Genomic DNA, 26,119 nt, shown 5'->3' on the forward strand with positions numbered 1-26,119 from the left:
ATGCCAACTCAGTTGGCACCCCATAGCTGTCATTTTGATGCTTGAGGTTGGCGACCGAAACGATAAAGATTACACACTCAACTGGAGAGACAAGGTACTTGTGCTGCCATTTCCAGTTGACCGGGCAGCATGTTGTTTGCGTATCTTTCTTTGTGTATTTCTGATAAGATTATATTCGGAAACAAAGACTTATACCCGCCCCGCGATTTGAGAATCGCTGAAATAGCTCTAAAAGGATGCACCATGTCTTTAGAAGCTTTTTTCCCTTACCGCCTTGCCATCGCTGCCGAGGCGTTTTCGCGCAATATCGCTCAGGTTTACAGCAAGGAATATGGCCTGACGCGCGAAGAATGGCGCTTGCTCTATCTGCTAGCCAATGCAGAAAGGTTGGATTCGCAAGAGCTCAGCCGCCGCACTACCTTGGACAAGGTTCAAGTCAGCCGCGCCTCGCAGCGCTTGGAAGAAAAGAAATTCATCAGCCGTGAAATCTCAACAACAGATCGCCGCTTGCGCGACTTGAGCATTACCGAGGCTGGCAGATCTCTGTTTGAAGACATCAAGCCGAAGGTAGATGCCCGTGCTGCAGAAATGCTCAATGCCATCCCGCAAGTAGACCGTGCGGCGCTTGACAAAGGCATCGAAGCGCTCATTCTGGCTGTTGCCACTCATAATGAGCCAGCAGATTGAAGCGGGTGATGTTTCAATCACCCGCCTACAAATTGATTGTATTCCTGAGGGACGCAGCGACCTAACTCTGTAAGTCGTTCCACATTTCGATGTCGCGCTCGGCAGTCCAAATACGGGGTGTATCAATGCCCCGGGCTTCGTCGTAAGCACGCGCAACATTGAACGGCAGACAATGCTCATAGATGGCATAGTCAGAAAATTTGGTGTCGCATTCAGCGCGCACCGCATCCCACGCTTCTTTCAATGAACCACCACGCGCAACAATACGGGCAACGGGGTCATAGGTGGACTTGACAAAATCGGCGGTGCTTGCCAGTGCCTTATTAACCATCTCCTCACCGACCAGTGCATCGCCGCGTCCTGGCGCGATGGATTTAGGATTGTAGGCTGCTATGTTGGCAAGGGTTTGTGGCCAATCCTGATAGTGGCCGTCCCCACAATAGCAGGCCGAATGATATTCCACGATGTCACCGGTAAACATCACTTCCTGATCCGGCACCCAGACAACAGCGTCCCCTGCAGTATGCGCACGCCCCATCGTCATGATGTCGACGCGGCGTTTGCCCAGATAAACCGTCATCTTGTCGCTGAAGGTTGTCGTCGGCCATGTGAGACCGGGGATCTCTTCATGCCCCACAAACAAACGCGGAAAACGTCCAAATTCGGAATCCCAGTCTTCTTTACCGCGCTCGGCCACCATGGAGCGGGCCTTTTCGGACATGATGATCTCACCAGCACCATAGGCTGACGCCCCCAACACGCGCACGGCGTGATAATGGGTCAGAACCACATGAGAGATCGGCTTATCGGTGACCGAACGCACGCATTCGATCACCTTGCGCGCCAAGCGCGGCGTGGCTTGGGCCTCAACGATCATAACGCTCTCGTCGCCAATGATCACGCCGGTATTCGGGTCGCCTTCGGCGGTGAAGGCATAGAGGCCATCGCCTACTTGCGTGAAGCTGATGGTTTTCTCTTCCAGATCACCTTGGGACGCAAATTTCTTTGCCATTGAGGCCTCTCCTGATCATTATTTATATTGTTCGACGGTCTGTTCGATGGCACCAAAGATCGAATGCCCTGATTTATCCTTCATTTCGATGCGTACGATATCACCGAACTTCATGAAGGGCGTTTGAGCAGAACCTGTTTCGATAGTCTCGATCATGCGGATTTCAGCGATGCAAGAATAGCCAGCACCTCCTTCGGCAATCGATTTACCAGGGCCACCATTCAACTTATTGGACACTGTGCCAGAGCCGATAATGGAACCGGCACAAAGCGGACGGGTTTTGGCAGCGTGAGCAACCAGCTGGCCAAAATCAAAGGTCATGTCGATACCTGCATTGGCTCGACCGAAAGGCTGGCCGTTATAATCCACGCACAGCGGCAGGCTAAGCTTGCCACCATCCCATGCATCGCCAAGCTCTTCGGGCGTGACGGCAACAGGCGAAAAGGCAGAGGATGGTTTGGATTGGAAAAAGCCAAAACCTTTACCAAGCTCGTCTGGGATAAGACCGCGCAATGAGACATCATTGACCAGCATGATCAACCTGATGGCATCAGCGGATTCCTGGACGCTGGCTCCCATGGGAACATCATCAACAATGACAGCCACTTCGCCTTCCATATCGATGCCATAGGTTTCATCCTCCACCATTCGGATGGGAGAGCGCGGCGGCAGGAAGGTGTCCGAACCGCCCTGATACATCAGAGGATCCGTCCAGAAGCTCGCTGGCATTTCCGCATTGCGGGCTTTGCGCACCAATTCGACGTGGTTAACATAAGCCGATCCATCAGCCCATTGATAGGCGCGCGGCAATGGCGAAGCCGCCTCATGCTCGTGAAAGCGCATATAAGGCTGCGAGCCACGCTCCAGACCCTCTGCCACAAGCTGCAGACGCGGTGCGACATGGGCCCAATCGTCTAGCGCATCCTGAAGCGTGTTGGCGATGTGCCTGACTTCGGAACAATAGGTCAGGTCCTTTGACACCACGACCAATCTTCCGTCGCGCGTTGAATCCTTCAGAGTTGCAAGCTTCATGGTTTTTCCTTCTTAATGGCTTTCGTCTTTTGCTTTTTCACATCACACTCGAACACACTTATGGATGCGCTGCAAAGATCTTTATTTGGCACCCGGCGTTCCATCGAATTTCTTTTCAATGCTGGTCCAACAATCTATGTAATTGTCCTGCATTGGCGCCTCATTGGCCGCAAAAGCCGTCAGATGTTGGGGAAAACGCGTTTCGAACATGAAGGACATGGTTTTGTCCAGAAATGCCGGTTCCATCGGTTCTGTCGACCCATGGGTAAAGGCATCCAAATCTGGACCATGCGGCAACATGCAATTGTGAAGCGACAGACCTCCGGGCACGAAGCCTTCAGGCTTGGCATCATAGATACCGTAGATATTGCCCATCATTTCGGACATTAAATTCTTGTGATACCACGGCGGCCGGAATGTATTTTCTGCCACCAGCCAGCGCTCGCGGAACAGGACAAAATCGATGTTGGCGGTGCCCGGTTGTCCAGACGGAGCGGTAAGAACCGTGAAAATGGAAGGATCGGGATGATCAAACAAGATTGCACCCACCGGTGAAAATGTCCGGAGGTCATATTTATAGGCGCAGTAATTGCCGTGCCATGCCACCACATCGAGTGGAGAATGATCAATGAAAGTTTCGTGAAACTGACCGCACCATTTGATCACAACGCGACTTTTTGCATCGCGATCCTCAAAGGCCGCAACCGGACATTTGAAATCGCGTGGATTGGCAAGACAGTTGGCGCCGATGGGGCCGCGACCAGGCAGGTCAAATTTCTGGCCGTAGTTTTCGCAAACGAACCCGCGACACGGGCCTTCCAAGACTTCGACACGATAAACCAGACCACGGGGAATGATCGCAATCTCTTTTGGCTCCAGATCAATGATGCCCAGCTCGGTGCAGAAACGCAGACGGCCTTCTTGCGGGACAATCAACAACTCCGAATCCGCTGAAAAGAAATACTCATCCTGCATGGATGTGTTGACCAGATACACATGGGACGCCATGCCGACTTGTGTGTTGACATCCCCTGCGGTTGTCATGGTGCGCATACCGGTGACCCATGTCAGATCCTGATCGGTATGAGGCACCGGATCCCAACGATATTGGCCCAACGAAATAATGTCGTTGGCCTGTGCGTTGTCTTTGTCAGTGGTCACATGTGGCGCGGTTTTCCAATAGGGTAAATCAATGCGGGAGAATCGGCCTGTGTGTTTGACAGAAGGACGAATTCGGTAACACCAAGTCCGCTCATTTTGTCCACGCGGTGCTGTGAAGGCGGTGCCGGATAATTGTTCGGCATAGAGACCGTAGGCGCATTTTTGTGGCGAATTTTGACCTTGCGGTAAAGCATCGGGCAGCGCTTCGGTTTCAAAGTCATTGCCAAAACCGGGCATGTATCCCTTATGGGGTCCCGTGCCATCGTTTGCTTGGGTGATCGTATCTGGCAGTTTGAATGTCATATGTCCCGTCCTCCCGACTTCACATATCCAGCATGTCCCTTTCAGGTCAGTATTTCGTTGCACATGCAACGTTGTCAAGTAAATTTGTTGCGAATGCAACGAAAAGACTTGCAATTCGACGAAGTGAACGGCGTAATGGCCGTAGAAAAGGATCTATTTATGCCAGATGTAGAACGCACCTCTCTGCCTGACTTCGATTTGATGCATTTTACGCCTTACCGCTTGGCCGTTGCTGCGCAAAGCCTGAGTGAAGAACTCGCGCACCAATATAAAGAGCGGTTTGGTATTTCAATCCCCGAGTGGCGGGTGATCGTACATGTGGCCCATGCCGGTGGAGCATCGGTGCGTGATATTGAGGCTCGTGTCGGAATGGAGAAATCCAAAGTCAGTCGCGCGGCGACCCGGCTCGAACAACGCGGCTTGGTCACCAAAGAAATGAATGCGAAAGATAGGCGCTTGATCCACTTGACCCTCACGGATGAAGGCCATGCGATGATGGTTGAATTGTTGCCCATGGCACAGGCCTTTCAAAAGGAGGTTGAGGCCCGTCTGGCAGAAAATCTTGGTGGATTGGAAGCGGGGCTGGATAGGATTTTGCAAGGGGTCGTCAAATGATTACGCTGTATGACTATTGGCGCTCCACAGCCAGCTACCGTGTGCGCATAACGCTCGGGCTTGCGGGGCTTGAATGGCAGTCAATACCGGTTGATCTGGTAGCAGGAGAACAAAGCAGCGACGCGCATCTGGATCGTAATCCGCAAGGGCTGGTGCCCGTGCTTGATATTGATGGCCAACGCTTCACCCAATCCATCGCTATCGTGGAGTATCTCAATGAAACCCGTAGTCTAGGCCTGTTGCCCCCCGATGCTGAGGGGCGCGCCCGCGTGCGGATGCTGGCCTACATGATCGCAATGGATCTGCATCCGGTTTGTAATCTGCGAGTTGCCAAATATGCTGTGGCCCATTCCAATGGAGGGCTCACCATGCAGAGTTGGATGCAAGCTCATATCACACCGGCTCTGCTGGCTCTGGAGGATATGCTTGAGGGTGGAGATTTCTGTTTCGGTGAAACCCTATCGATTGCCGACATATGTCTATTGCCCCAGCTCTACAACGCTCACCGTTGGGGGGTCACACTGGACGCTATGCCCAAAATCAAGCGCATTGAAGACAATTTGTCGACAATTCCTGCTTTTGCAGCAGCCCATCCGGACCAGATCGTGCACTGACCTTCAATCGGGAGAAAAGGGTGCCGCGTCCTCAGCGGTGGTAGACACCTTTGAAAACGCGGCTCTGGGTGGGGACACCCAATTGACGCAGTTTGACCAAGGTTTGGTCCAATGGCAGCGCCGTATTCCCTGAGAACGAAGCATTAGGTTGCCCTGTCATCATAAGGAACGAGATAGCGAGGATACGCGCATATTCAGCAGTCTCTGGCACGGTCCACGATGGTGCGCATGACTTCATCGGCATCCCTCTTCCACCAATTGTTGGCGGAAAAGATTTCGACTTCATTGAGGCCACAGAATCCCTCGGCTTCGACCATTTTGCGGATCGCGGCGATATCAATCACGCCATCCCCCATCATGCCGCGGTCGGTCAGCATATCACTGGTTGGCACCAGCCAATCGCAAATGTGATAGGCCAAAAGCCGAGATTTACCAGCCCGTTTGATTTGATCTGCAAGCTCTGGATCCCACCAGATGTGATAGACATCCGCTGCAACGCCAATACCATCGCCAAGCTCATCACAAACATCCAAAGCTTGCCGCAAGGTGTTGATGCAGGCACGATCGGCGGCGTACATGGGGTGCAAAGGCTCAATTGCTACGGGCATTTTTTGGCTACGGGCATAGTCCAGTGTCTTGGCGAGCCCTTCGGAGACCAACTGACGCGCATGGGGCAAGTCTTTAGATCCATCCGCGATGCCCCCAACAACCATCACGAGGCATTCGGCATTCAAGGCGACGGCCTCGTCCACTGCGCGCTTATTATCATCCAGCACAGCGTCTGTGATCTTGCCTTCGGAGGTAAACCAGCCGCCCCGGCACAGACCAGATACTTTGAGGCCAGAGTCAGAAACCAGTCTGGCCGCACGCTCGATGCCGATTTCGTGGATCTTGTCCCGCCACGGTGCAATACCGCCAAAACCGTGCCGAAGGCAGCCTTCGACACATTGTTCCAGGTTCCATTGTTCCCGTACGGTGGCGGTGTTCAACGACAGGTTAGATGCATCAACCATGCTTAAACCTCCACACCACGTGTCGCAAAGACGGCCCGAGCACGGATCGCAACAGTATCCGGATCTGCGAACAGCTTGGCAGCTTCTGCCAAGCGGATGATCTCAGCCAGATGCAACGTTGAGCGGGTGCTTTCTTGCCCGCCGACCATGGTGAAATGATCCTGATGACCATTGAGATAAGCCATGAACACCACACCGGTTTTATAAAAGCGTGTCGGGGCCTTGAATATGTGACGGGATAGGGCAACCGTCGGGTCCATGCTATCCCGATAGGCTTTTTTATCACCACGGCCCAGTGCCGTTAGAGCCTGGGATGCCGCCGAGGCGATGGGGTCAAAAATTCCCAACAAAGCGTGGCTGTAGCCTTCTTCGTCCCCTTCGATCAGGTCGGGATAATTGAAGTCGTCTCCCGTATACATCCGTACATCTTTTGGCAATTTTCGGCGCATCCGAATTTCTTTCTCGGCCGACAACAGCGAAATTTTAATGCCGTCGATTTTTGCAGCGTTGGCGCGGATCACATCAAGGCAAACGTCCATTGCTTCAAGATGATCATCCTTGCCCCAATAACCAGCCAATGCAGGGTCAAACATCTCACCCAACCAATGCAAGATTGCAGGTCGGGACAATCCGCCCAAGACGCGTTCATAAACACGGATATAGTCTTCCGGGCCTTTGGCGGCGGCACAAAGCGCACGTGACGCCATCAAGATCACACGGCCACCAACCGCTTCCACCGCTTCGCATTGCTCTTCATAGGCAGCAATCACATCGTCGATGGTTACATCAGGACTGGGGGCTAAATGATCTGTACCTGCTCCGCATGCAATCAAATGACCGCCAGCCTTGGCAGCATTGACACTGCGGGTGATCAACTCAAGCGATGTGGGCCAATCCAGCCCCATGCCCCGTTGCGCGGTATCCATGGCTTCCGCCACGCCCAACCCCAAATCCCATAAATGCTGCCTGAACCCAAGCGTAGTGTCCCAGTCAATCACGTTGTTGATCCAGGGATCAACGTCGGCAAGCGGATCGCAAACCACATGGGCAGCGGAATAGGCGGTGCGGGTCCAGCCGGTCGGCTTTTCGACCAACTGAGGCGCTGCGGTGAGCTGGAGAAGTTCCAGTTCACCGCCCAATTTAGGCAAATTCAGTTGAACAACCATGGATTAAATCTCCAGCTTGGGCACATCGAGCCAGCGGCGCTCTTTGGAGCTTTGATAACCGAGCTCAGCCAATTGCACGCCCTTGGCACCTTCTTCCAGCGTGTAATTCCATGGGCCATCTTCAACGACATGGCGCAAGAATTGTTCCCACTGGACTTTGAAACCATTGTCAAAAATCATATTGTCGGGCACTTCTTCCCAATCTTCATAGAAATTCATGGCCTGAGGTTCATCGGGGTTCCACACCGGTTTTGGTGTATTTACCCGCTGCTGGCTGAAACATGTATGCAATCCGGCAACAGCAGACCCATGGGTCCCATCAATCTGGAAGGTGACCAGATCATCGCGGCGAACGCGCACAGCCCAGCTGGAATTGATGTGCGCGACAATACCGCCCTCCAGTTCGAACGTGGCATAGGCGGCATCATCAGCATCAGCGGTGTAATGCTCGCCAGCCTCGTCCCAACGGTCGGTAATATGCGTGACCGCGTGACAGCTCACCGCCTTGACGGGTGCAACCACATTGTCGAGCACATAGCGCCAATGGCAGAGCATGTCGGAAACAATGCCGCCACCGTCCGCTGCACGGTAGTTCCAGCTCGGGCGCTGGGCTGGCATCCAATCGCCTTCAAAGACCCAATAGCCGAATTCGCCACGCACAGACAGAATCTTGCCAAAGAAGCCACTATCACGCAGGCGCTTTAGTTTGCGTAGGCCGGGCAAGTCCAGCTTATCGTGTACGATGCCATTTTTGACACCAGATTGTTTGGCAAAACGAGCAATATCAATCGCCTCGGCAAGGCCTTCTGAAACCGGTTTTTCGGAATAGACATGCTTGCCTGCTTCAATGGCCTTGCGCAAAAGCGTCGGTCGCAGTTGTGTCGAGGCGGCATCAAAGAAAATAGTGTCGTCGGGATTGGCCAGTGCTGCATCGAGATCGGTGGTCCAACGTTCGACATTGTGCTTTTTGGCCAAGGCTTCGATTTTGTTGGCATTGCGCCCAACGATAATAGGATCAGGGACAAGCATGGAGCCATCTTTGAGGGCAATACCACCCTGCTCTCTAATCGCCAAAACCGAGCGGATCAAATGCTGGTTCATGCCCATGCGGCCGGTTACCCCGTGCATGATGATACCGATACGCCGTGTTTCCATTCCAACACCTACCTTTCTTATTCATGTCTCTTGGTGTCTTGCGACACTTACAAATTTTTGTTGTTTAAAATCACTTTGGTCACGTTGAGGCGTCCCACAGGCCACGGATCAGACCAGCGCCCAGCGCAGCGGTTGTGGTTGCATCTATGGTTGAGACAAAGGGCTCTATGGCCATTGGCTTTGACCAGCCCTGCCGTTTGATTGCTGTGATAATCTCTTTGAACGGGTCTTGCCCCGAGCCCGGCGTGCCACGGTTGCTGTCGTTCAACTGGATATGACCGATCCAACCGGTTGGCAGCCAGTGATCGATCAAGTCGGCCACTGGCATGTCTTCAGACTGGGCCGAAGCACTGGTGTCGATCATGGTACGAAAGTGGCTGGATCCGATCAGATCGCACAGCTCTACCGCCTCTTCGACCCGATTGATGAAACTGGTCTCGATCGGTGACAAAGGCTCGATACAATAGACAATATCAAGTTCCTCGCACAAGGCCGCAACAGGTTTAAACAGCTCGGCCACATGTGTATTGAGTTGTTTTTTATCTTCATCGCCCCGCAGTTTGCGCTGAGCCGGTGAACCATGCACCATAACACTTCCGCCCAGATGGGCATTCAGGCGCACGAGCGCCAACAGCACAGAAATCGTCTCACGTTTCACTTGCGTGTTGGTAATGGACAATTCGGGATAGGCAGACAACAGCCAATGCAGACCGGTGACGGCGATATTGTGCCCTTGCAGGGTCGCCTTGATGGTGAGCGCGTCTTGTTTTGTCAACAAATGTGGCTGTTCTGACAAAGTAAACGGTGCCAGTTCCAGCCCCATGTAACCCAGCGCAGCAGCTCTGGCCGCTTGCCCATCAAGATCAATGCCCTCGGCGGCCAACATCTCGTTACAAAAAGACAGTTTCAACGTCATCGCTCGTCTCACGCCTCCGCTTTAAGGAAACGGATCACCATTTCCGAGGCTTCTTCGACATGCTGGTCAAGCCAAGCGTCATCGATGGGAGGCCCAAAGACCGCGCGCAAAGTATGCGCGTTGGAAACGGGGAAATAACAAAGCGAAGCAATGTGAATATAGAGGCCAACCGGGTCGACATCCTTACGAAAAGTCCCATCAGCGGCGCCGCGCTTAAGCAGATCTGACAATTTTACCAACAGCTGCGACTGGATTTCGTTGGCATCCTGTATTTCGCGGACGGTCTTACCACCGCGCAGATTCTCCGTGTTCAACATGGAGATAAACCAAGGTTTTTCGCGGAAGTGAGCCATGGTGAACTGGACCAAGCTACGGATCGCCGTCTCTGGCGGCAATTCATCCAAATGCAGTTCGCTCTCACCCTCACGGATTTGCACATAGGCTTCCCGCAAGGCAGCCGCATAAAGAGCGTCTTTGTCACCAAAATAATCATAAATCATGGGCTTGGAAATGCGCGCATTTTTGGCAATACGATCAATTCTGGCTCCGGAAAATCCATGCTCAGAATATTCAACGAGCGCAGCCTGAAGGATAGCCTGCCGCGTGCGTTCGGCATCGCGCTTGGGGGCCTTTTCAACCTTGGTTTTGTCGCTCATGTCACATCCCTTTTGTCTGAAGACCCGAACTTCTGCGCTATGCGGGAAACAAGTTTCGCGCTCTGCCTTTTCACAAACGGAATGCTAAACAAGAATGTGAGGAGGATCACAAACGCGAACCCTGCTGAAATGGGTCTGGTGAAAAATGGTGAGATATCGCCATCACTCAAGGTAAGGGAACGCCGAAGGCTTTTATCGAGCAGGCTTCCCAAAATGATACCAAGAACCAGAGGTGCCATAGGATATTTCATCTGGCGCAAGGCAAAGCCAACCAGCCCGAAAAAGACCATTACCCAGATATCAAAGACACGTTGGGTTAGGGCATAGGGACCGATCACACACAAGGTGAATACGATTGGCATCAGGATCGCGCGGTCCACCTTGAGAATTTGCACAAACAAACGCGTCAAAGACAAACCAAAAACAGCAATCGCAATGGTCGCGAAGAACAGCATAACCGCAACAGAATAAATGAACTGCGGCTGCTCGATCATGATCATCGGACCGGGACGCACGCCATGAATATAGAGAGCCGCGATCAAAACGGCAGACGATGCCGAGCCGGGGATAGCGAGCGTAATGGCGGGGATGAGCGATCCGGGCACAACCGCGCTGTTGCCGGTTTCGGCGGCGGTCAGCCCCTCGGTTGAGCCCTTGCCAAACATATCCCGCTCTTTGCTGGTACGTTTGGCCGCAGCATAGGAAGCCCATGCACCGATATCTTCTCCCACGCCGGGAATGATTCCGATAAAGGTGCCGATGATGCCTGAACGGGTGATTGTCTTTTTGTATTTCCAGAGATCGGAAAGCCGCGGCAGAATGCGGTCATTCTCACCATTTTCAGCTGCTAGATTTGCCTTGGGACGCCACATGGCGGTCATGACTTCGGCAAAGCCAAACGCACCGACCATGGCCGGGATCAAGGCGATGCCACCATTGAGGTCAGACCAACCAAAGCTGAAACGGACATGGGCGTGGATGCCTTCGCTACCGATCATCGCAATCATCAAGCCGAGCAGACCTGCGATATAGCCTTTGAGCGGCTGTATGCCGCCTGTCAACTGCCCCGAAATGACGATGCCGAAAACGGCCAGCCAGAAAAACTCAAACGACCCAAAGCGCAGCGCCGCTTCAGCCAAAGGCGGTGCAAGCAGCACCAGAAGAACAATACCGACCATCGTGCCAAGGGCGGACCCCGCAGTGGCCAGAGCCATGGCATAGCCGGCGCGGCCCTGCTGTGCCAATGGAAACCCATCAAGGGAGGTTGCTGCACTTGCTGGCGTTCCGGGAATATTGAGCAAGATCGCGCTGCGTGAGCCACCATAGATGGCCCCCACATACATACAGATGAGGACCAAAACGGCCGCGTCCCGATCCAATGAATAGGTCAGGGTCGTCATCAGCGCCACGCCCATGGTGGCTGTCAGGCCGGGCAAGCTGCCGACAAAAATACCCAACAAAGTCGCCCACATAACATGCGCCAGCATGATCGGTGTTGACAATGTGCCAAATGCAGATGCGAGATGTGCAAGTGTTTCCATTACGGCAACCTCACCAAAAATCCATATCGGAACAGGCTTGAAATGGCGATAGAAGCCACGGCGCCCAGCGCCACCGCTTTAACCAACAACAGGGCAATGGCTTTAGGCTGCAGCGACCTCACTGGCTCATCTGTCGCAAAAATCGCGTAGAAGACCGAGATGTAAAGGCCACAAGCGATCACAAAGGGCATGTTGCCAACCAACAAGAGCGCAAAAACCACACTCCACAGCGCGCACATGATCAGATTGCGCCATAGTGCGCGTTTTTCTTTGCGATCGGCCTCTGTCAATTCCACGGCTTCATCATGGTCTTGTTGTTTGGCTTCTTCCACCGCGCTTGAAAAAAGAAGGAAGGCACATAGCACCAAAAGCCCCCCAAGTATCATAGGCACCAAACCGGGAATGCTTGCCGGGTGGATTTGCCGAATTTCCAACCGATCCATTTGATAGCCGCCGATCAGCATTGCCAGCCCAAGCAAGGCCAGCAGGATCGCCATGATCCGATCAGCTTTTGTCATGTCGAGGTGCATTGTTCTTCTCCGCTTGCCGTAGGGCAAACAAGTCTGTCATCTGAAAGCAAACACACAGATGATCGTTCTAAGGATTGGGAATGTTTTCGATCGCAGACCTTGTGCCGCACCAAAGAAAAGTGGGCGGCACAAGGTCACTGTGCCTAGTGAGCGGGACACTCAATACCAAGCGTAGATGGATCGATCACAGCTTCCTTGCGTGCAACACGCGCACAAGCTTCAGCGATCACCACAGGCATGGCTTTTTTGTAGGCTGCATCACCATAGCTGGGTGAGAAAACTGCGCCGCGGGCAGAGGCATAGTCTTGCAGTTCCTTGGAGTTCATGATCTGCTCTTTCCAGATTTTATCTACGGTTTCGTAGACTTCGGCTGGTGCACCGACTGGAATAAAGACACCAAAATAGTCAGCTGCAATTGGCATATCTGGCAAATAATTGGTGATTGGTGGAACTGGGTCCATCCCCGCAACAATCAAATCGGTATCCGACAAAACAGCCAAAGCGCGCAAACGCCCCGCTTTGATCATTTCGGTTTGCTCCACCGCCAACTGCGTGGTAGCAACCACCTCTCCACTGGCCGCGGCAATAACAGCAGGATTTCCGCCATCATACGTGATCATACGTGCCGAGAAGTCACTACCACCAGCAGCTTCCTTGATTGCGGCGAGAGCCATACCTCCGGAAGAGTTTACGCCCGCGGTTCCAACGGTCACATCTCCTGTTTTGAAGTCTGCAAGCAACTCCGCAAAGTCTTTATATTTGGAGTCAACATTGACGCTCACCACAGGCACGTTCGCCACATGAAGATAGATATGATAATCGTCGATGGATGTATCTTTGACCAACCCGGTGATTGCGTAGGTCGCATTGTTGGCGATGGCATTGGCCGTCCAGGTGTAACCGTCGCGCGGAGCGTCTAGCGCCGCCTTGGTTCCAATAGAACCTGAGGCCCCTGGCTGATTGACGACAACAATATCCGTGCCCAATGCTTCTGCAAGCAATGGTGCAACAACCCGTGTTACTTGGTCTGTAGATCCCCCCGCCGACCAAGGCACAATGATGTTAATCGGGCGATCCGGCTTCCATTCAGCCGAAGCGCTTGTCGCGCCAAACAAGGCCATCACTGTAGCAGCTGCCACAATAGATTTAGTAAAGTTCATAGCTTCCTCCCTAACTTACCAACCGGTAGGTAATAGAAAATTTTCGCATGAGTCAAGGCCCAACGACACCGCTTGTCCACTAGGATCAATATGTCGCTACCAATGGTTTGGAAACAATAGAAGGGCGGCCTTCAATTGACCTGACGAGATGGCGGTGGGTGCAATTTTTACGCTATGCATCCAAAGGCTGCCAACCAGCTGAAAGGCGGGACAAAATCGCTTTTAAAATAGGAAATTTAGCCAAACCAGCGATCAGAACGGTCGTTCATATTCAACACCATTTTCGCGCTGTGTCTTGCTTATGCCGAAACACCCACAGGCCACGTTCATTAGACTAATGACGTATGTTGTTATACTAATTTCCCAACCTCTATGCCCATTTTTAGCCTTTAGTCTATTCACAAATTTGATCTCGATCCTTTTTCTTTGCGTCATAACAGATTACTACTTTAGTCGTTGAGGGTTCTGACGCCTATTTTATGCGTTCAGGATTCGTGTCAGGGGCAACCCTGTCATTATCATAAAAACGCAGCGCCCACTCCGGGCGCGCTCTAACAAAGCGGTTATATTATGGCGATTTCCAAAGCTCTCGCGGACGAGTTGGAGAAGCGGCGCGCCGTCGCGCTGGAAGGCGGCGGCAAGAAAAAAGCTGATGACAGACATGCCAAAGGGCGGATGACCGCCCGTGAAAGGCTAGGCGCTCTTTACTCCAAAGGGACGTTCCAAGAATTCGGTTTGCACGCCCAACACAAGACTCGCCACTTCGGTATGGCAGACAAAGTGATTCCGACAGATGGTGTTATTACTGGCACCGGCTTCATTGACGGACGTCCAGTTGCTGCCTTTTCACAAGATTTTGGCGTAGTTGGAGGGTCTCTGGGTGAGGTCCATGCAAAAAAAATCTGTAACGCACTAGACCATGCTGGCAAAGCAGGCGTGCCTGTTGTCGGTTTCAACGATTCCGGAGGAGCGCGCATTCAAGAAGGCGTTGGTGCCCTGTCCGGTTATGGTCAGGTTTTCTATCGCAATGTTCAATTGTCAGGCGTTGTGCCGCAGATTTCCGTGATTGCAGGCCCTTGCGCTGGTGGCGCTGCCTATAGTCCGGCTCTGACTGACTTCATCATCATGACACGCGAACATGCAAGCATGTTTATTTGTGGACCAGAAGTGATCCGGGCTGTTACAGGCCAAGTCTGCACGATGGATGAAATTGGTTCAGCTCAGGCTCACGCTTCAGTTTCAGGCAATATTCATTTTATTGCCGAGAATGACGCGCACGCTGTTGCTCTTGTGCATCGCCTGCTGTCCTTCTTGCCGTCCAACAATATGATGGACCCACCGCACCGTATCGAACCGGATCTCAAGATTGTTGATGATGTAGTTCTGGATGAATTGGTGCCCGACGATCCCAAGAAGCCGTACGACTGCCGCGAAGTTATCAAACGCCTCGCTGACGAAGCCGATTTCTTGGAAGTTATGGAGCAGTTCGCAGCAAATATCGTCATCGGCTTTGGTCGCGTTGGCGGTGTCGTTGTCGGATTTGTTGCCAACCAGCCAACCGTTAAAGCCGGTACACTGGACATCGACGCCAGCGATAAAGCAGCGCGTTTTGTTCGTTTCTGTAACGTCTATAACATTCCTATCGTCACCTTGGTCGATGTTCCTGGCTTCTTGCCTGGTATCAACGAAGAACGACGGGGTATCATTCGTCACGGCGCAAAAATGCTCTTTGCTTACGCCTCCGCTACTGTGCCTAAAATCACAGTTATCATGCGCAAAGCGTATGGTGGAGCTTACCTTGCCATGTGTAGTGAAGATATGGGTGCCGACCGGGTTATCGCCTGGCCAACTGCCGAAATCGCTGTGATGGGTGCAGAAGGTGCTGTGAATATTCTTTACCGCAAGGAAATGGCTGAAGCTGACGACAAAGTGGCAAAAGCGAAAGAACTGGCCGATGAATATCGGACACAATTTGCGACGCCTTACCTGTCTGCCGGTATGTTGGCTGTTCACGATATCATTCAACCACGCGAAACCAAGAGCGCCATTGCTCTGACGTTGCGGGGCCTGATGTCCAAACGTGAAACGCGGCCGCCTAAGAAACACGGCAACATTCCGTTGTAAGCAAAGGATTTTCTTGATGCTCGACAACTTGGAAATGATTGGCACCGGCTTTGCGGTGGTTATGTCGGCACTGGCATTATTATGGGCTTCTTGTTCTATCGTCGGATTCTTCTTTATCCGTGCGAGTGCAAAAGCTGCTCCTGCTGCCAGCAATTCACCCAAGGTTCCCCCCGCTGCGGCTGTGTCCGCTCGGGCGGGAGTGCCTCCACATCATCTAGCCGCGATTGCTGCGGCTGTAGCCGATACACTCGGTACCGGGTACCGCGTTACCCGCGTCGCCGCTCCCCATCACCAAGTCAGTGCATGGCCAATGGAAGGTCGGATATCATCCGTCTCTGCCCGTAATCGTACTGACTGGGGTCCTATCCAGCCTATGCTGGGTAGTGAGACCCCCAATATTCTGAGAGGAAAAAAGCAATGAAACGCTTGCGGATCACCGTGCAAGGCATCACCTATGATGTGACTGTTGAAGATGAAGATATGGCCTCTGTAGACGCAGCTGCTGCTGCTCCGGCGCCAGTCGCTGCCGCCCCTGTGGCTGCCGCTGCTGCTCCGGCGCCAGTCGCTGCTGCGGCTCCTGCTGCTGCAGCACCGGCTGCCCCTGCTGGCGATGGTGCAGTTCCTAGCCCACTGGCAGGAACCGTGATCAGTGTTGAAGTCTCTGTTGGCCAAAAAGTGTCCAATGGCGATACTTTGCTCGTTCTGGAAGCCATGAAGATGAATACCAACATCGGCGCTCCAAAAGACGGCACTATCACCGCAGTTAACGTAGCCCCCGGCGCTTCAGTCACCGAGGGACAAGTCCTTATCACCCTTTCATGACGGGAGTCCCTTCCATGGAAGGCACAACCACAGAGGTCTCCAAGCTCGAACAGTTATGGAATTTAACCGCCTTTTCTGATGTCACCTGGCAAATGATGGTGATGTGGGCGATTATTGCTCTTCTGTTCTATCTTGCGGTCTATAAGAAATTTGAACCACTGCTGCTGATCCCGATTGCCTTCGGGGCTTTGTTGGCCAACCTTCCAACAGAAGGACTGGTCAATGTGCCTCTGGGTGAACACGGTGGCGGTTTGTACTACTACATCTCCAAAGGCGTCGAGTTGGAAATCTTTCCACCTCTGATCTTCTTGGGTGTTGGAGCATTGACGGACTTTGGTCCATTGATCGCCAACCCTCGGACGCTGTTGTTGGGAGCTGCCGCCCAGTTCGGGGTCTTTGCGACCTTCCTGGGAGCGACGGCTATCGGCTTTACAGCGATGGAAGCAGGAGCCATTGGCATCATCGGCGGTGCCGACGGTCCAACCTCCATTTTCCTGGCCAACAAGCTGGCACCACATCTATTGGCTCCGATCGCCGTTGCTGCTTACAGCTACATGGCTTTGGTGCCGATGATTCAGCCTCCTATCATGCGTGCTCTGACCACAGAGGCCGAGCGGAAGATTCGCATGAAGTCGTTGCGTCAAGTGTCACGCCTTGAAAAACTGATCTTCTGCTGCATGGTTACCATTGTTGTAATCCTGCTGGTTCCTGCTGCTGCAGCTCTTATCGGCATGCTGATGCTGGGTAACTTCCTTCGGGAAAGCCTGGAAACAGAACGTCTGACAAAAGCGGCTCAGAACGAGTTGATCAACATTGTTACCATTTTCTTGGGTACCTCGGTCGGTATTACCATGACCGCAGAACGCTTCTTGAATATTGATACGATGAAGATCTTGGCGCTTGGTATTGTCGCCTTTAGCATTGCCACATCGTGTGGAATTCTGATGGCTAAAGCGATGAACTGGTTCAGCGGCGAGAAAAACAAGATCAATCCGTTGATCGGTTCGGCTGGCGTGTCTGCTGTTCCTATGGCTGCTCGTGTCAGTCAAGTGGAAGGCCAACGCGCAGATCCAGGCAACTTCCTGTTGATGCATGCCATGGGGCCAAACGTTGCCGGTGTTATCGGTACCGCAGTGGTTGCAGGCTACTTCATCGCTTGGTACGCCAACTAACATATCAGATGCGGAGCTTTGCCCCGCATCACCTTTGCTGACACTCAGCTCCCTTAAGGTGTTGGGACCGGCACGAAAATCAAGAGCATAGGCATCACTGCCTGTGCTCTTTTTTTGTCACACTGTTTGTTTCTCTGACGCACTACACGCAATTGTGAACGCTTATTCCAACTATTGTCTATTAAATTGAATCTTCAGATAATTTTGATGATTCAATGCGGTCTCCCCCGCATTGAATGGTCCAGTCCCGAATCAGCAATCAAAGACGAGAAATGCCCTTATACCGTTCTATTCAGCGTCTAGCCGCTCTTGTTATGCTGTTCAGTTTTGCGGCATTGTTCATCGCCCCCACAGTGGCCTATGCCAAACCGACTGTCTCCCTTTCCAATCAGCTCGACCCAGTCAAGCCGTTTATTGCAGGGCCTTCGCACGATGAACTCACCAAAAGATGCCGCCATCGGCATATATCGGGAACGGATGCACTCGCGTCCACTTGTGGATCTTCCGCCTGCTATTGTCTGCCTAACACCGTCCACATCTTCGCTGGGTCGTGTGCCACTGTTTGGTATGATGATGAAACCTCTCTGAAGGCAGAGGCCAAGCGGCGCGTGCTACGGCCACCGATCACCTGATCATTAAAAGAACACCTCCCGAAATACCTTTTTATGCAAGGTTTCATTCCTTGCCGCCCTTATTGACGAGTCCTGACCCATGACATCGAAATACAATGCACCATCGTCCATTGCCATAGCCAACACACATCTCAATCGGCGAGACTTTTTGAGAGGCAGTTCAGTTGCATTTGGAGCAAGCCTGCTGGCGGCTTGTAGCCCGAGCACGCGAAAAGCACTGCCCGGAGCCGAAACAATCAGTCCTTTTGCCTCTATGTATGGCGCCATGCCAAACGAACGTTTTCCGCTTCCCGCTATTAATCTTAAAAAAATTGACAGCAAGTTTCTAAGACGGCAAGTGGATTATCGCACCGATGAGCGCGTTGGCACTCTGGTGGTTGATACCAAAAACTTCTACCTTTATCTGGTTGAAGAAAATGGCAAAGCCATGCGTTACGGCGTTGGCTTGGGACGCGCCGGGTTTGAGTGGGCTGGCCGAGCCTATGTTGCACGGAAGGCCTCTTGGCCCAAATGGACACCACCGACAGAAATGATTGCCCGCCAGCCCGAACTTGAAAAATGGAGTTGGAAAAATGGCGGCATGCCAGGTGGGCTTCAGAATCCACTTGGTGCACGTGCGCTTTATATTTATCAGGATGGTCGTGATACGCTTTATCGCCTGCATGGAACCGCCGAAACATGGTCCATTGGCAAGTCTGTATCGTCTGGGTGTGTCCGTCTGCTCAATCAGGACATTATCGACCTTCACAGCCGCGTCCCGTCACAGTCTCCGATTGTGGTCTTATAAGGGCCCACTGTCCGCGAACAGATGATAGAAACCCCCGCGCAGACGGCTGCGCGGGGGTTTAATTTTGTTTAGGCCAGATCGAAACGATCGGCATTCATGACCTTGGTCCATGCAGCAACAAAGTCTTTGACGAACTTTTCCTTGTTGTCATCTTGAGCATACACTTCGGCATAGGACCGCAGGATCGAATTGGACCCAAAGACAAGATCCATCCGGGTTGCTGTCCATTTGACTTCACCCGTTTTGCGATCACGGATATCATAAAGACCGTTGCTCGAAGGGGTCCAAGCATAATCCATATCGGTCAGATTGACGAAGAAGTCTGTTGTCAGAGCGCCTTCTCGTTCTGTGAAGACACCATGTTTGGTGCCACCATAGTTGGTCCCCATGACACGCATCCCACCGACCAATACGGTCATTTCGTGAGCGGTTAACCCCAGCAACTGCGTGCGATCAAGCATCATTTCTTCGGGACTGACGACATAATCTTTCTTGCTCCAGTTGCGATACCCATCAGCCAGAGGCTCAAGCGGGTCGAACGATTCTGCATCAGTCATTTCATCGGTTGCATCACCACGACCGGGCGCAAAGGGTACGCTCACGTCGAAACCAGCGGTCTTGGCCGCTTGTTCCACACCCAGATTACCAGCCAGCACAATCACGTCAGCAATGCTAGCGCCCGTTTCAACCGCAATGCCCTCCAGCACAGCAAGCACCTTTGCCAGACGAACAGGTTCGTTGCCTTGCCAATCTTTCTGCGGAGCCAAGCGGATGCGAGCACCATTGGCGCCACCGCGCATGTCGGATCCGCGATAGGTGCGGGCACTGTCCCAAGCGGTGGAAACCATATCACTCAGGGAAAGGCCGCTTTGGGTGATCTTTGCTTTCACGGCAATGACATCATAGTCGGTGTTGCCGGCTGGGATTGGATCTTGCCAGATCAAATCTTCCTGCGGTACATCCGGCCCGAGATAGCGCACTTTAGGCCCAAGATCGCGGTGTGTCAGTTTGAACCAAGCGCGGGCAAAGACTTCGGTGAAATACTCTTGATCATTATGAAACCGCTCGGAGATCTCACGATAGATCGGATCTTTGATCATCGCCATATCCGCGTCAGTCATCATCGGATTGAGGCGGATCGATGGATCTTCCACATCGACCGGTTTGTCTTCTTCCTTGATATTGATGGGTTCCCATTGCCAAGCGCCAGCAGGGCTTTTTTTCAACTCCCAATCATAATTGAACAACAGATAGAAATAGCCGTTGTCCCATTTGGTTGGATTGGTTGTCCAAGCGCCCTCCAAACCGCTAGAAACAGTCTGGCGACCATGGCCAGAGCCGTTTGGATTGCGCCAACCAAGGCCTTGCTCTTCAACGCCGGCCGCTTCCGGCTCTGGGCCGAGCAAACTGGCATCACCATTGCCGTGACACTTGCCCACAGTATGACCACCAGCCGCCAGTGCGACGGTTTCTTCGTCATTCATGGCCATGCGCGCAAAGGTTTCACGCACGTGTTTTGCTGTCTCCAATGGATCCGGCTTGCCGTTGACGCCCTCAGGGTTCACATAAATCAGGCCCATCTGAACAGCTGCGAGCGGATTTTCCATAGTGGCTGGATTTTCAACCGCCTCATAACGGCTATCACTAGGCGCCAGCCATTCTTTTTCTGAGCCCCAATATACGTCGATTTCAGGCGCCCAAATGTCGGCGCGACCAAACCCAAAGCCAAAGGTTTTCAGACCCATGGATTCATAGGCCATATTGCCGGCAAGGATCATCAAATCAGCCCAGCTGAGCTTATTGCCATATTTCTTTTTGACGGGCCAAAGCAAACGGCGCGCTTTATCGAGACTGACGTTATCAGGCCAAGAATTAAGCGGTGCAAACCGTTGATTGCCGGTGCCGCCACCACCGCGTCCGTCGGCCAGACGATAAGTCCCTGCCGAGTGCCACGCCATACGGATCATGAAACCACCATAATGGCCCCAGTCCGCTGGCCACCAATCCTGACTGTCGGTCATTAAGGCTTTAAGGTCAGCTTTCAGTGCATCCACATCCAGCTTTTTGACTTCTTCGCGATAGTCAAAGTCCTCGCCCATCGGGTCAACCTTGGTATCATGTTGATGCAGAATGTCGAGATTTAGTGCATTGGGCCACCAGTCGGTAACGGGCTTGCTGTGGTCGGTGTTCCCGCCATGCATTACCGGACATTTTCCAGCAGATTTCATATCATTATGGTCCATATTGTCCTCCAAAGAAGCAGCGTTGGGGTGGTCAAAGAAAGCTGAGCTAAAGGGGTGTTTATGATTATTACCCAAGCAGTGCTCTTCCCTTTTCTAAAATTAGGAATAGCAAAGAAATGTGATTAAATAAAATTGCATTTTCTAACGGTTGTGATAATAAAATCTAATGAGTAGATTATCCATGAAACATCTTCGCTATTTTGATGCCCTAGCCCGCCATGGCCATTTTGGTCGCGCTGCAGAGGATTGCGCCATCACACAACCGGCGCTGTCGGTTCAAATCAAGGAGCTTGAGGGCCTCATCGGGGCTGCTTTGGTCGAGCGCGGTGCACGCCAGATTCATTTGACTGGTCTTGGGGGCGAGTTCGCAGAACGGGTGCAAAGCATTCTTAGATCTGTTGATGAGCTGGAAGATTTGGCCCGTGCGTCACATGGTCCCTTCACAGGTCAGTTGCGGCTGGGCGTCATACCCACCGTGGCACCTTACCTGTTATCAAGTGTCATAAAGGAGCTTTCAATTGCCTATCCCGGCTTGGACCTCCGGCCACGGGAGGCCAAAACCCAGACACTGATAAAGGAGTTGATGGAAGCGCGTCTCGATGTGGCGATTGTCGCGTTGCCAATATCGGAACCATCCTTGAGCGAAGTTGCTCTCTTTGATGAAGAGTTTGTCCTGATACGGCCCAAGGCAGATGCCAACAAACCGGTTCCTAGTGCCAGCATGCTGCAAGAAATGCGCTTGCTGTTGCTGGAAGAAGGTCACTGTTTTCGCGATCAGGCAATCGCGTTTTGCACGTCCAATTCAGCCTTGCCCCGTCAGCTCATGGAGGGCAGTTCGCTCTCCACTCTGGTGCAGATGGTCGGTGCTGGAATAGGAGTGACCCTCATTCCAGAAATGGCGGTCGACATAGAGACCCGCTCGGCCGATGTTGCTTTGGCACGGCTGCCCCATCCACGGCCCTCACGGACCATTGGGATGGTTTGGCGCAAGACCAACCCTCTATTGGGGCAGTTGACCCATATTGCTGATTTGGTGCGTCAGGTTGGAGGCAATAAATCCAAACCCATAGAAAAGGCGTGAACACTCAATAATGCCCCGTTTGGGCTTTACCCGATCGGCACCAAATGATTATCCCATTGGCAAATATGGGTTTGTCGCCAATTTTGGGCGCTTCCATCTGCCTGTCGTTTGTCTTGCTCCCGCAATTGGGAGCAGGAAACAACACCTTGGCCGCTGGTTCTAACAAATTGTGCATCATGAATGGCAACGCCGCAAACATCCGGCTCCAAAATGGTTTCGACATAGTCTCCGCTGCCAGTGTCAAAGATTTGCATCATACCGCCGCGGGGCGAGGTTGCTGCCAATCGGTTTTGCCCGGATAACAAAGCCACACTTCCAATATATCCCTGCAATGCGCGATGTGCATCGGTCGGGGCCTTGAGCAACTGCGATGTGCCGCCCATTGTATGCAAACCCAACAAAGCCGGACTCTGGTTTATATCCCCTTGCCACTGCATCGCAAAAGCCACCGTACCATCACTGCCAACGCTGAGATGACGAATCGAGTTTTTGTGCATCGTCTGCGGTAGAATCAATTCATCCACCTGTGTGCCATCAAGACGAACATAAGCCAAGCTGGGTTGCATCGTGGCAATGTTGAGCTTGGTGCGACCACTATCAGGATGGGTTTCTATGCCACCATTTGCGATGACCAGATGCTTGCCGTCAGGCAGCAGCTTGAGTTCATGAGGCCCAATTGCACCGGAGTGGAATTCGCCCAATCGTTGATAGGTTTCACCGACCGCCCAGACACCAATAATGCCTTGGGCATTCTCAAAATCATTTTCCGAAGTAAAGAGCCGTGTTCCATCAGCAGAAAAGGCCCCGTGACCATAGAAATGGCGGCCGCTGGGAGCGTCCAATACAGCCCTTGTTTTGCCCGAGATACAATCGATGACCAATGCAAAATTACCAGGTCGCCGAGCAAAAGCCACCGCTTCCGGGCGCTGCGGGTGCGCTGCGGCGGCATGTCCGCGCCCCGGCAAAGGGATTTCAAAAATGATCCCTCCCTTGTCGGACAAGCCAAACAACGCGTATTTTCCATCGGGGTTTCGGGCGGCTGACAGAAAAGCCGGACTGCCGGCATCGGCCCATGTCACACTGGGGCAAAGTCCAAGGGCAAACAGACCCGCAAGGAATGAACGTCGATTGTGCATGTTAGTCTCCATCCATAGAGTTGAAACCTGCGGTAATGCCAAGCTTGGGTGCCAGATCCAATGCCAGAGAGTCATTGATTGTATTGATCGCCCCCTGCAAAGCCTCAATCCGAATGCGACTCATCGGATCATTCACCCCTTGCAAGACTGGATCGTTCAGGTCTTCCGCCTGTTGGATGACATGTTGGAAGCGGGCGTCTATGGCCTTATCATTATCAGACAACAGCGCGGCCAATCGTTGGTTGGCTTTGAGAGACAGGATCACATGGCGCAAAGAACGGCCGGATCGGCGTGCTTCAGCCCGCTTTGGGCGCGGCTTGGAAAATGTGCCCAACGGTCTGCCAAGTCGCGTCATTGCCGTGAACTGCAGTCCAGTGGTCAGGGAAGTGTAGAGCTGTTTGACCGCCTCGTCCCTTGAGCGATAGGTGTCGTTGTTTGCCTCAGCTAAAAGGCTCGCATAGCCTTGGTTCCAACCTTCCAATATCGCATTGGCATTGGCGGAAATATCCTCTGCGATCACCTTGATAAGGGCACATGATTTGGACGATGGCTTATCAACAAAAGCAGCATCAAAGAGCAGAAATTCCAAAGCATAAAAGCCACGCGCAGCGATCGAGACATGCTGATAGAGCGCAAGATCGTCGATGGCAGGGTCTTGGCTACGCAAAAGGCCAGACAATGTTTTGGGTGTAACGCCGCGGCTGTCTGGCCAAAAAGCCAGAGCGAAAGCGCGATCCTGTTGTTCTGATGGCCCGAACCGCAAATGGCTCACCGCAACCCACGCATCAAAGGCAACATGGAAAGCAGGTGTCAAAGCGTCATGCCCCGCTTCGCAGCTCGACTCTGAGGCTTTGGCAAGCTCTGCTGAGCGATCTGCCAATTGCTGATAGCCGGACAAAATATGCTGATCGACGATGGCCCTTAGGTCCAAAGCCTGTGCTGCCACCGGCGCGATCAGCACACTCAAGAAGACCAGACAAACTTTTAGCATCTTACAAACTCTCTAAAAAGCGGATCAACGCCGCCCGTTGATCGGGAAGCATGGTGACGACAGCATCCCTTTGGGACTGGGCTTCGCCGCCGTGCCATAACACAGCCTCAAGCAAAGATCGGGCACGGCCATCATGCAGGAAGTAGGTATGGCCCGACACCTGTTTGGTGGAACCGATACCCCATAAGGGTGGCGTGCGCCACTCCTGACCATCAGCACGGGCTTCGGGTCTGTTATCGGCCAAATCAGGGCCCATATCATGCAACAACAAATCGGAATAGGGCCAGATAAGCTGAAAACTCTGTTCAGGCTGATCCTTCAGGCGGTGGGTGACAAAAGAAGGCGTGTGACAGGCAATGCAGCCGGTTTTATAGAACACCTCTTTGCCGCGTAACACATCCGGATTATTGGCTTCGCGTCTGGCTGGCACGCCAAGATTGCGGCTGTAAAAGGTCACCAAATCGAGCCCGACACTGTCCACTTCCTGCCCGCGCACATCTTTGTCACCATGAGGCGCCGCGCGGCAGTCGATCTGGCGCTCGGTACACTCACCCCACGGGTTCGGGAACAGTGGGGTAGAGATGCCTATATCTCCCGAAAAGGCAGCGGCGGATTGTTCCTTGACGGTTGGGGCCCCGGCTTTTAACCCGAAGCGCCCCAACATAGGGGTTTTAAATTCCACAGACCAAACAATGTTTGCACGGCCAGAAATGCCGTTGCCGTCTTCATCATGCGGATCAGCATTGGCCAAAATATCAGCAGCGGGAATGGCTTCAAGCAGCCCCAAGCCAATCATCTGCGGTGCAATACGCGGGCTCAACATTGCATTGGGGTGCAGCGGCCCATACCCCAAATCTGCTGCTTTGTAGGTTGGTTTTCGCAGACTTGCCGTTCCACTGCCCGATAAAGTGATTTCTGTTTCTTGGTAGGAGACTTCCAGACGATATTCGGACGTGTGCCCAGCAAGAGCAAAGTCCTGCATCTGGGTCCCATAGCTCGGCTCGGGTGCCGTTGGGTGATAGCCTTCAATCTTGTCTGTAAGCGGATGGGATCGAGCCGGAATGGAGACGCGCAGGAACAAAGAGACCGCGCTGTCATCTGCCGTTTCTGGTGGATGGCCCCGACCGTCTTTGACATGACATCGGTTGCAGGAGCGGGCATTGTAAAGGGGCCCCAATCCGTCAGAAGCCTTGGTGGACGAGGGAGATGAAACCCATAACTTTTCGAACAACCCATTGCCGAGTTTAAAATTCAATATGTCGTCGAAGGGCATGTTGCCCGATGCTTGAGAGAATGGGTCTTCATTGCTTTTGAGATGCACGGTTGCAGCGCCAGCGGGGTTGGCTTCAAAAGGTTGGGCGGTTGTGAAACTTGATGCGGGCGCCGTAACCACACCGATACGTGCGGCTTCCCTGACGGTTCTTGGGACAAAATCCAGATGCGGTTCATCCATGGGACCAGCCACAACCGGTAGACTGAACAAAACAGCAATCAACAACGTATAAATTCGGGTCATTTTACCGGTCTTAAAATGGCATGGTGCGGCACCCAAATGCCGCACCATTAAATC

At 52.8% G+C, this 26,119-nt stretch carries 25 protein-coding genes; 10 read left to right on the forward strand and 15 right to left on the reverse strand.

Translation table 11 applies throughout. The features are described 5' to 3' along the window. The first annotated feature begins 243 nt into the window (after positions 1-243). The gene (locus tag C0081_RS17825; protein ID WP_101535201.1) at positions 244-687 is read left to right on the forward strand and encodes a MarR family winged helix-turn-helix transcriptional regulator; all 444 of its coding nucleotides are present in this window, start codon (positions 244-246) and stop codon (positions 685-687) included. A gap of 61 nt (positions 688-748) precedes the next feature. Here the strand turns inward: C0081_RS17825 and C0081_RS17830 are convergent, their stop codons facing one another. The 3 genes from C0081_RS17830 to hmgA form a co-directional block, all read right to left on the reverse strand. Next, positions 749-1,699 (reverse strand): MBL fold metallo-hydrolase, encoded by a 951-nt coding sequence (locus tag C0081_RS17830; RefSeq protein ID WP_101535202.1) that lies wholly within the window; start codon positions 1,697-1,699, stop codon positions 749-751. 18 nt (positions 1,700-1,717) lie between these two features. Then, complete coding sequence (locus tag C0081_RS17835; protein WP_101535203.1) at positions 1,718-2,731, reverse strand: fumarylacetoacetate hydrolase family protein; 1,014 nt, start codon at positions 2,729-2,731, stop codon at positions 1,718-1,720. A gap of 81 nt (positions 2,732-2,812) precedes the next feature. Next, complete coding sequence (hmgA, locus tag C0081_RS17840; RefSeq protein ID WP_101535204.1) at positions 2,813-4,195, reverse strand: homogentisate 1,2-dioxygenase; 1,383 nt, start codon at positions 4,193-4,195, stop codon at positions 2,813-2,815. Between the two features lie 159 nt (positions 4,196-4,354). Here hmgA and C0081_RS17845 point away from each other — a divergent pair, with 159 nt between their 5' ends. Together C0081_RS17845 and maiA are read left to right on the forward strand one after the other, a co-directional pair. Continuing rightward, the gene (locus C0081_RS17845) at positions 4,355-4,810 is read left to right on the forward strand and encodes a MarR family winged helix-turn-helix transcriptional regulator (protein WP_101535267.1); all 456 of its coding nucleotides are present in this window, start codon (positions 4,355-4,357) and stop codon (positions 4,808-4,810) included. Beyond that, positions 4,807-5,424 carry a maleylacetoacetate isomerase gene (maiA, locus tag C0081_RS17850; RefSeq protein WP_101535205.1) on the forward strand — a complete coding sequence of 206 codons (618 nt, stop codon included), beginning with the start codon at positions 4,807-4,809 and terminating at the stop codon, positions 5,422-5,424. Before C0081_RS17845 ends, maiA begins: the two co-directional genes overlap by 4 nt. 194 nt (positions 5,425-5,618) lie before the next feature. On the opposite strand, the gene C0081_RS17855 is transcribed toward maiA, so the two are convergent. From C0081_RS17855 to C0081_RS17890, 8 genes are all read right to left on the reverse strand, one after another. Further along, entirely contained in the window at positions 5,619-6,437 is an 819-nt protein-coding gene (locus C0081_RS17855; protein WP_101535206.1) for a sugar phosphate isomerase/epimerase family protein, read from the reverse strand. A gap of 2 nt (positions 6,438-6,439) precedes the next feature. Further along, positions 6,440-7,603, reverse strand: a complete 1,164-nt coding sequence (locus C0081_RS17860; protein ID WP_101535207.1) for a dihydrodipicolinate synthase family protein — start codon at positions 7,601-7,603, stop codon at positions 6,440-6,442. Between the two features lie 3 nt (positions 7,604-7,606). Further along, on the reverse strand, positions 7,607-8,758 hold the full coding sequence (locus C0081_RS17865; protein WP_101535208.1) for a Gfo/Idh/MocA family protein: 1,152 nt from the start codon (positions 8,756-8,758) through the stop codon (positions 7,607-7,609). 79 nt (positions 8,759-8,837) lie between these two features. Beyond that, on the reverse strand, positions 8,838-9,674 hold the full coding sequence (locus tag C0081_RS17870; protein WP_101535209.1) for a sugar phosphate isomerase/epimerase family protein: 837 nt from the start codon (positions 9,672-9,674) through the stop codon (positions 8,838-8,840). A gap of 8 nt (positions 9,675-9,682) precedes the next feature. Further along, positions 9,683-10,330 (reverse strand): TetR/AcrR family transcriptional regulator, encoded by a 648-nt coding sequence (locus C0081_RS17875; RefSeq protein WP_101535210.1) that lies wholly within the window; start codon positions 10,328-10,330, stop codon positions 9,683-9,685. After that, positions 10,327-11,871 carry a tripartite tricarboxylate transporter permease gene (locus tag C0081_RS17880; RefSeq protein WP_101535211.1) on the reverse strand — a complete coding sequence of 515 codons (1,545 nt, stop codon included), beginning with the start codon at positions 11,869-11,871 and terminating at the stop codon, positions 10,327-10,329. Before C0081_RS17880 ends, C0081_RS17875 begins: the two co-directional genes overlap by 4 nt. Further along, entirely contained in the window at positions 11,871-12,401 is a 531-nt protein-coding gene (locus tag C0081_RS17885; protein WP_101535212.1) for a tripartite tricarboxylate transporter TctB family protein, read from the reverse strand. Before C0081_RS17885 ends, C0081_RS17880 begins: the two co-directional genes overlap by 1 nt. Before the next feature lie 143 nt (positions 12,402-12,544). Continuing rightward, positions 12,545-13,561 carry a Bug family tripartite tricarboxylate transporter substrate binding protein gene (locus C0081_RS17890; protein WP_101535213.1) on the reverse strand — a complete coding sequence of 339 codons (1,017 nt, stop codon included), beginning with the start codon at positions 13,559-13,561 and terminating at the stop codon, positions 12,545-12,547. Positions 13,562-14,131: 570 nt separating this feature from the next. Here C0081_RS17890 and C0081_RS17895 point away from each other — a divergent pair. From C0081_RS17895 to C0081_RS17920, 6 genes are all read left to right on the forward strand, one after another. After that, positions 14,132-15,685: an acyl-CoA carboxylase subunit beta gene (locus tag C0081_RS17895; RefSeq protein ID WP_101535214.1), complete on the forward strand. Its 1,554-nt coding sequence runs from the start codon at positions 14,132-14,134 to the stop codon at positions 15,683-15,685. Between the two features lie 16 nt (positions 15,686-15,701). After that, positions 15,702-16,106: an OadG family transporter subunit gene (locus C0081_RS17900; RefSeq protein ID WP_101535215.1), complete on the forward strand. Its 405-nt coding sequence runs from the start codon at positions 15,702-15,704 to the stop codon at positions 16,104-16,106. After that, positions 16,103-16,507, forward strand: a complete 405-nt coding sequence (locus C0081_RS17905) for an acyl-CoA carboxylase biotin carboxyl carrier protein subunit (protein WP_101535216.1) — start codon at positions 16,103-16,105, stop codon at positions 16,505-16,507. Before C0081_RS17900 ends, C0081_RS17905 begins: the two co-directional genes overlap by 4 nt. Positions 16,508-16,521: 14 nt before the next feature. Next, positions 16,522-17,679 carry a sodium ion-translocating decarboxylase subunit beta gene (locus tag C0081_RS17910; RefSeq protein ID WP_180966952.1) on the forward strand — a complete coding sequence of 386 codons (1,158 nt, stop codon included), beginning with the start codon at positions 16,522-16,524 and terminating at the stop codon, positions 17,677-17,679. A gap of 272 nt (positions 17,680-17,951) precedes the next feature. Then, positions 17,952-18,311, forward strand: a complete 360-nt coding sequence (locus C0081_RS17915; RefSeq protein ID WP_101535218.1) for a hypothetical protein — start codon at positions 17,952-17,954, stop codon at positions 18,309-18,311. Positions 18,312-18,390: 79 nt separating this feature from the next. Next, the gene (locus C0081_RS17920) at positions 18,391-19,098 is read left to right on the forward strand and encodes a L,D-transpeptidase (RefSeq protein WP_245417987.1); all 708 of its coding nucleotides are present in this window, start codon (positions 18,391-18,393) and stop codon (positions 19,096-19,098) included. A 68-nt stretch (positions 19,099-19,166) separates the two neighbouring features. Here the strand turns inward: C0081_RS17920 and katG are convergent, their stop codons facing one another. Continuing rightward, positions 19,167-21,341 (reverse strand): catalase/peroxidase HPI, encoded by a 2,175-nt coding sequence (gene katG / locus C0081_RS17925; protein ID WP_101535219.1) that lies wholly within the window; start codon positions 21,339-21,341, stop codon positions 19,167-19,169. A 166-nt stretch (positions 21,342-21,507) separates the two neighbouring features. Here katG and C0081_RS17930 point away from each other — a divergent pair, with 166 nt between their 5' ends. Beyond that, entirely contained in the window at positions 21,508-22,422 is a 915-nt protein-coding gene (locus tag C0081_RS17930) for a hydrogen peroxide-inducible genes activator (RefSeq protein WP_101535220.1), read from the forward strand. A gap of 26 nt (positions 22,423-22,448) precedes the next feature. On the opposite strand, the gene C0081_RS17935 is transcribed toward C0081_RS17930, so the two are convergent. Genes C0081_RS17935 through C0081_RS17945 form a run of 3 tightly spaced genes read right to left on the reverse strand, consistent with a single transcriptional unit; the run spans position 22,449 to position 26,065 of the window. After that, positions 22,449-23,558, reverse strand: coding sequence for a DUF1513 domain-containing protein (locus C0081_RS17935; protein ID WP_210200548.1), 1,110 nt, complete (start codon positions 23,556-23,558; stop codon positions 22,449-22,451). A gap of 1 nt (position 23,559) precedes the next feature. Then, a complete protein-coding gene (locus C0081_RS17940; RefSeq protein ID WP_101535222.1) occupies positions 23,560-24,549 on the reverse strand; it encodes an imelysin family protein in 990 nt (329 codons plus the stop codon). A gap of 1 nt (position 24,550) precedes the next feature. Beyond that, positions 24,551-26,065, reverse strand: coding sequence for a di-heme oxidoreductase family protein (locus C0081_RS17945; RefSeq protein ID WP_101535269.1), 1,515 nt, complete (start codon positions 26,063-26,065; stop codon positions 24,551-24,553). Positions 26,066-26,119: the final 54 nt, after the last annotated feature.

This window comes from Cohaesibacter celericrescens, assembly GCF_002866925.1.
GTDB classification, from domain to species: Bacteria; Pseudomonadota; Alphaproteobacteria; order Rhizobiales; family Cohaesibacteraceae; genus Cohaesibacter; species Cohaesibacter celericrescens.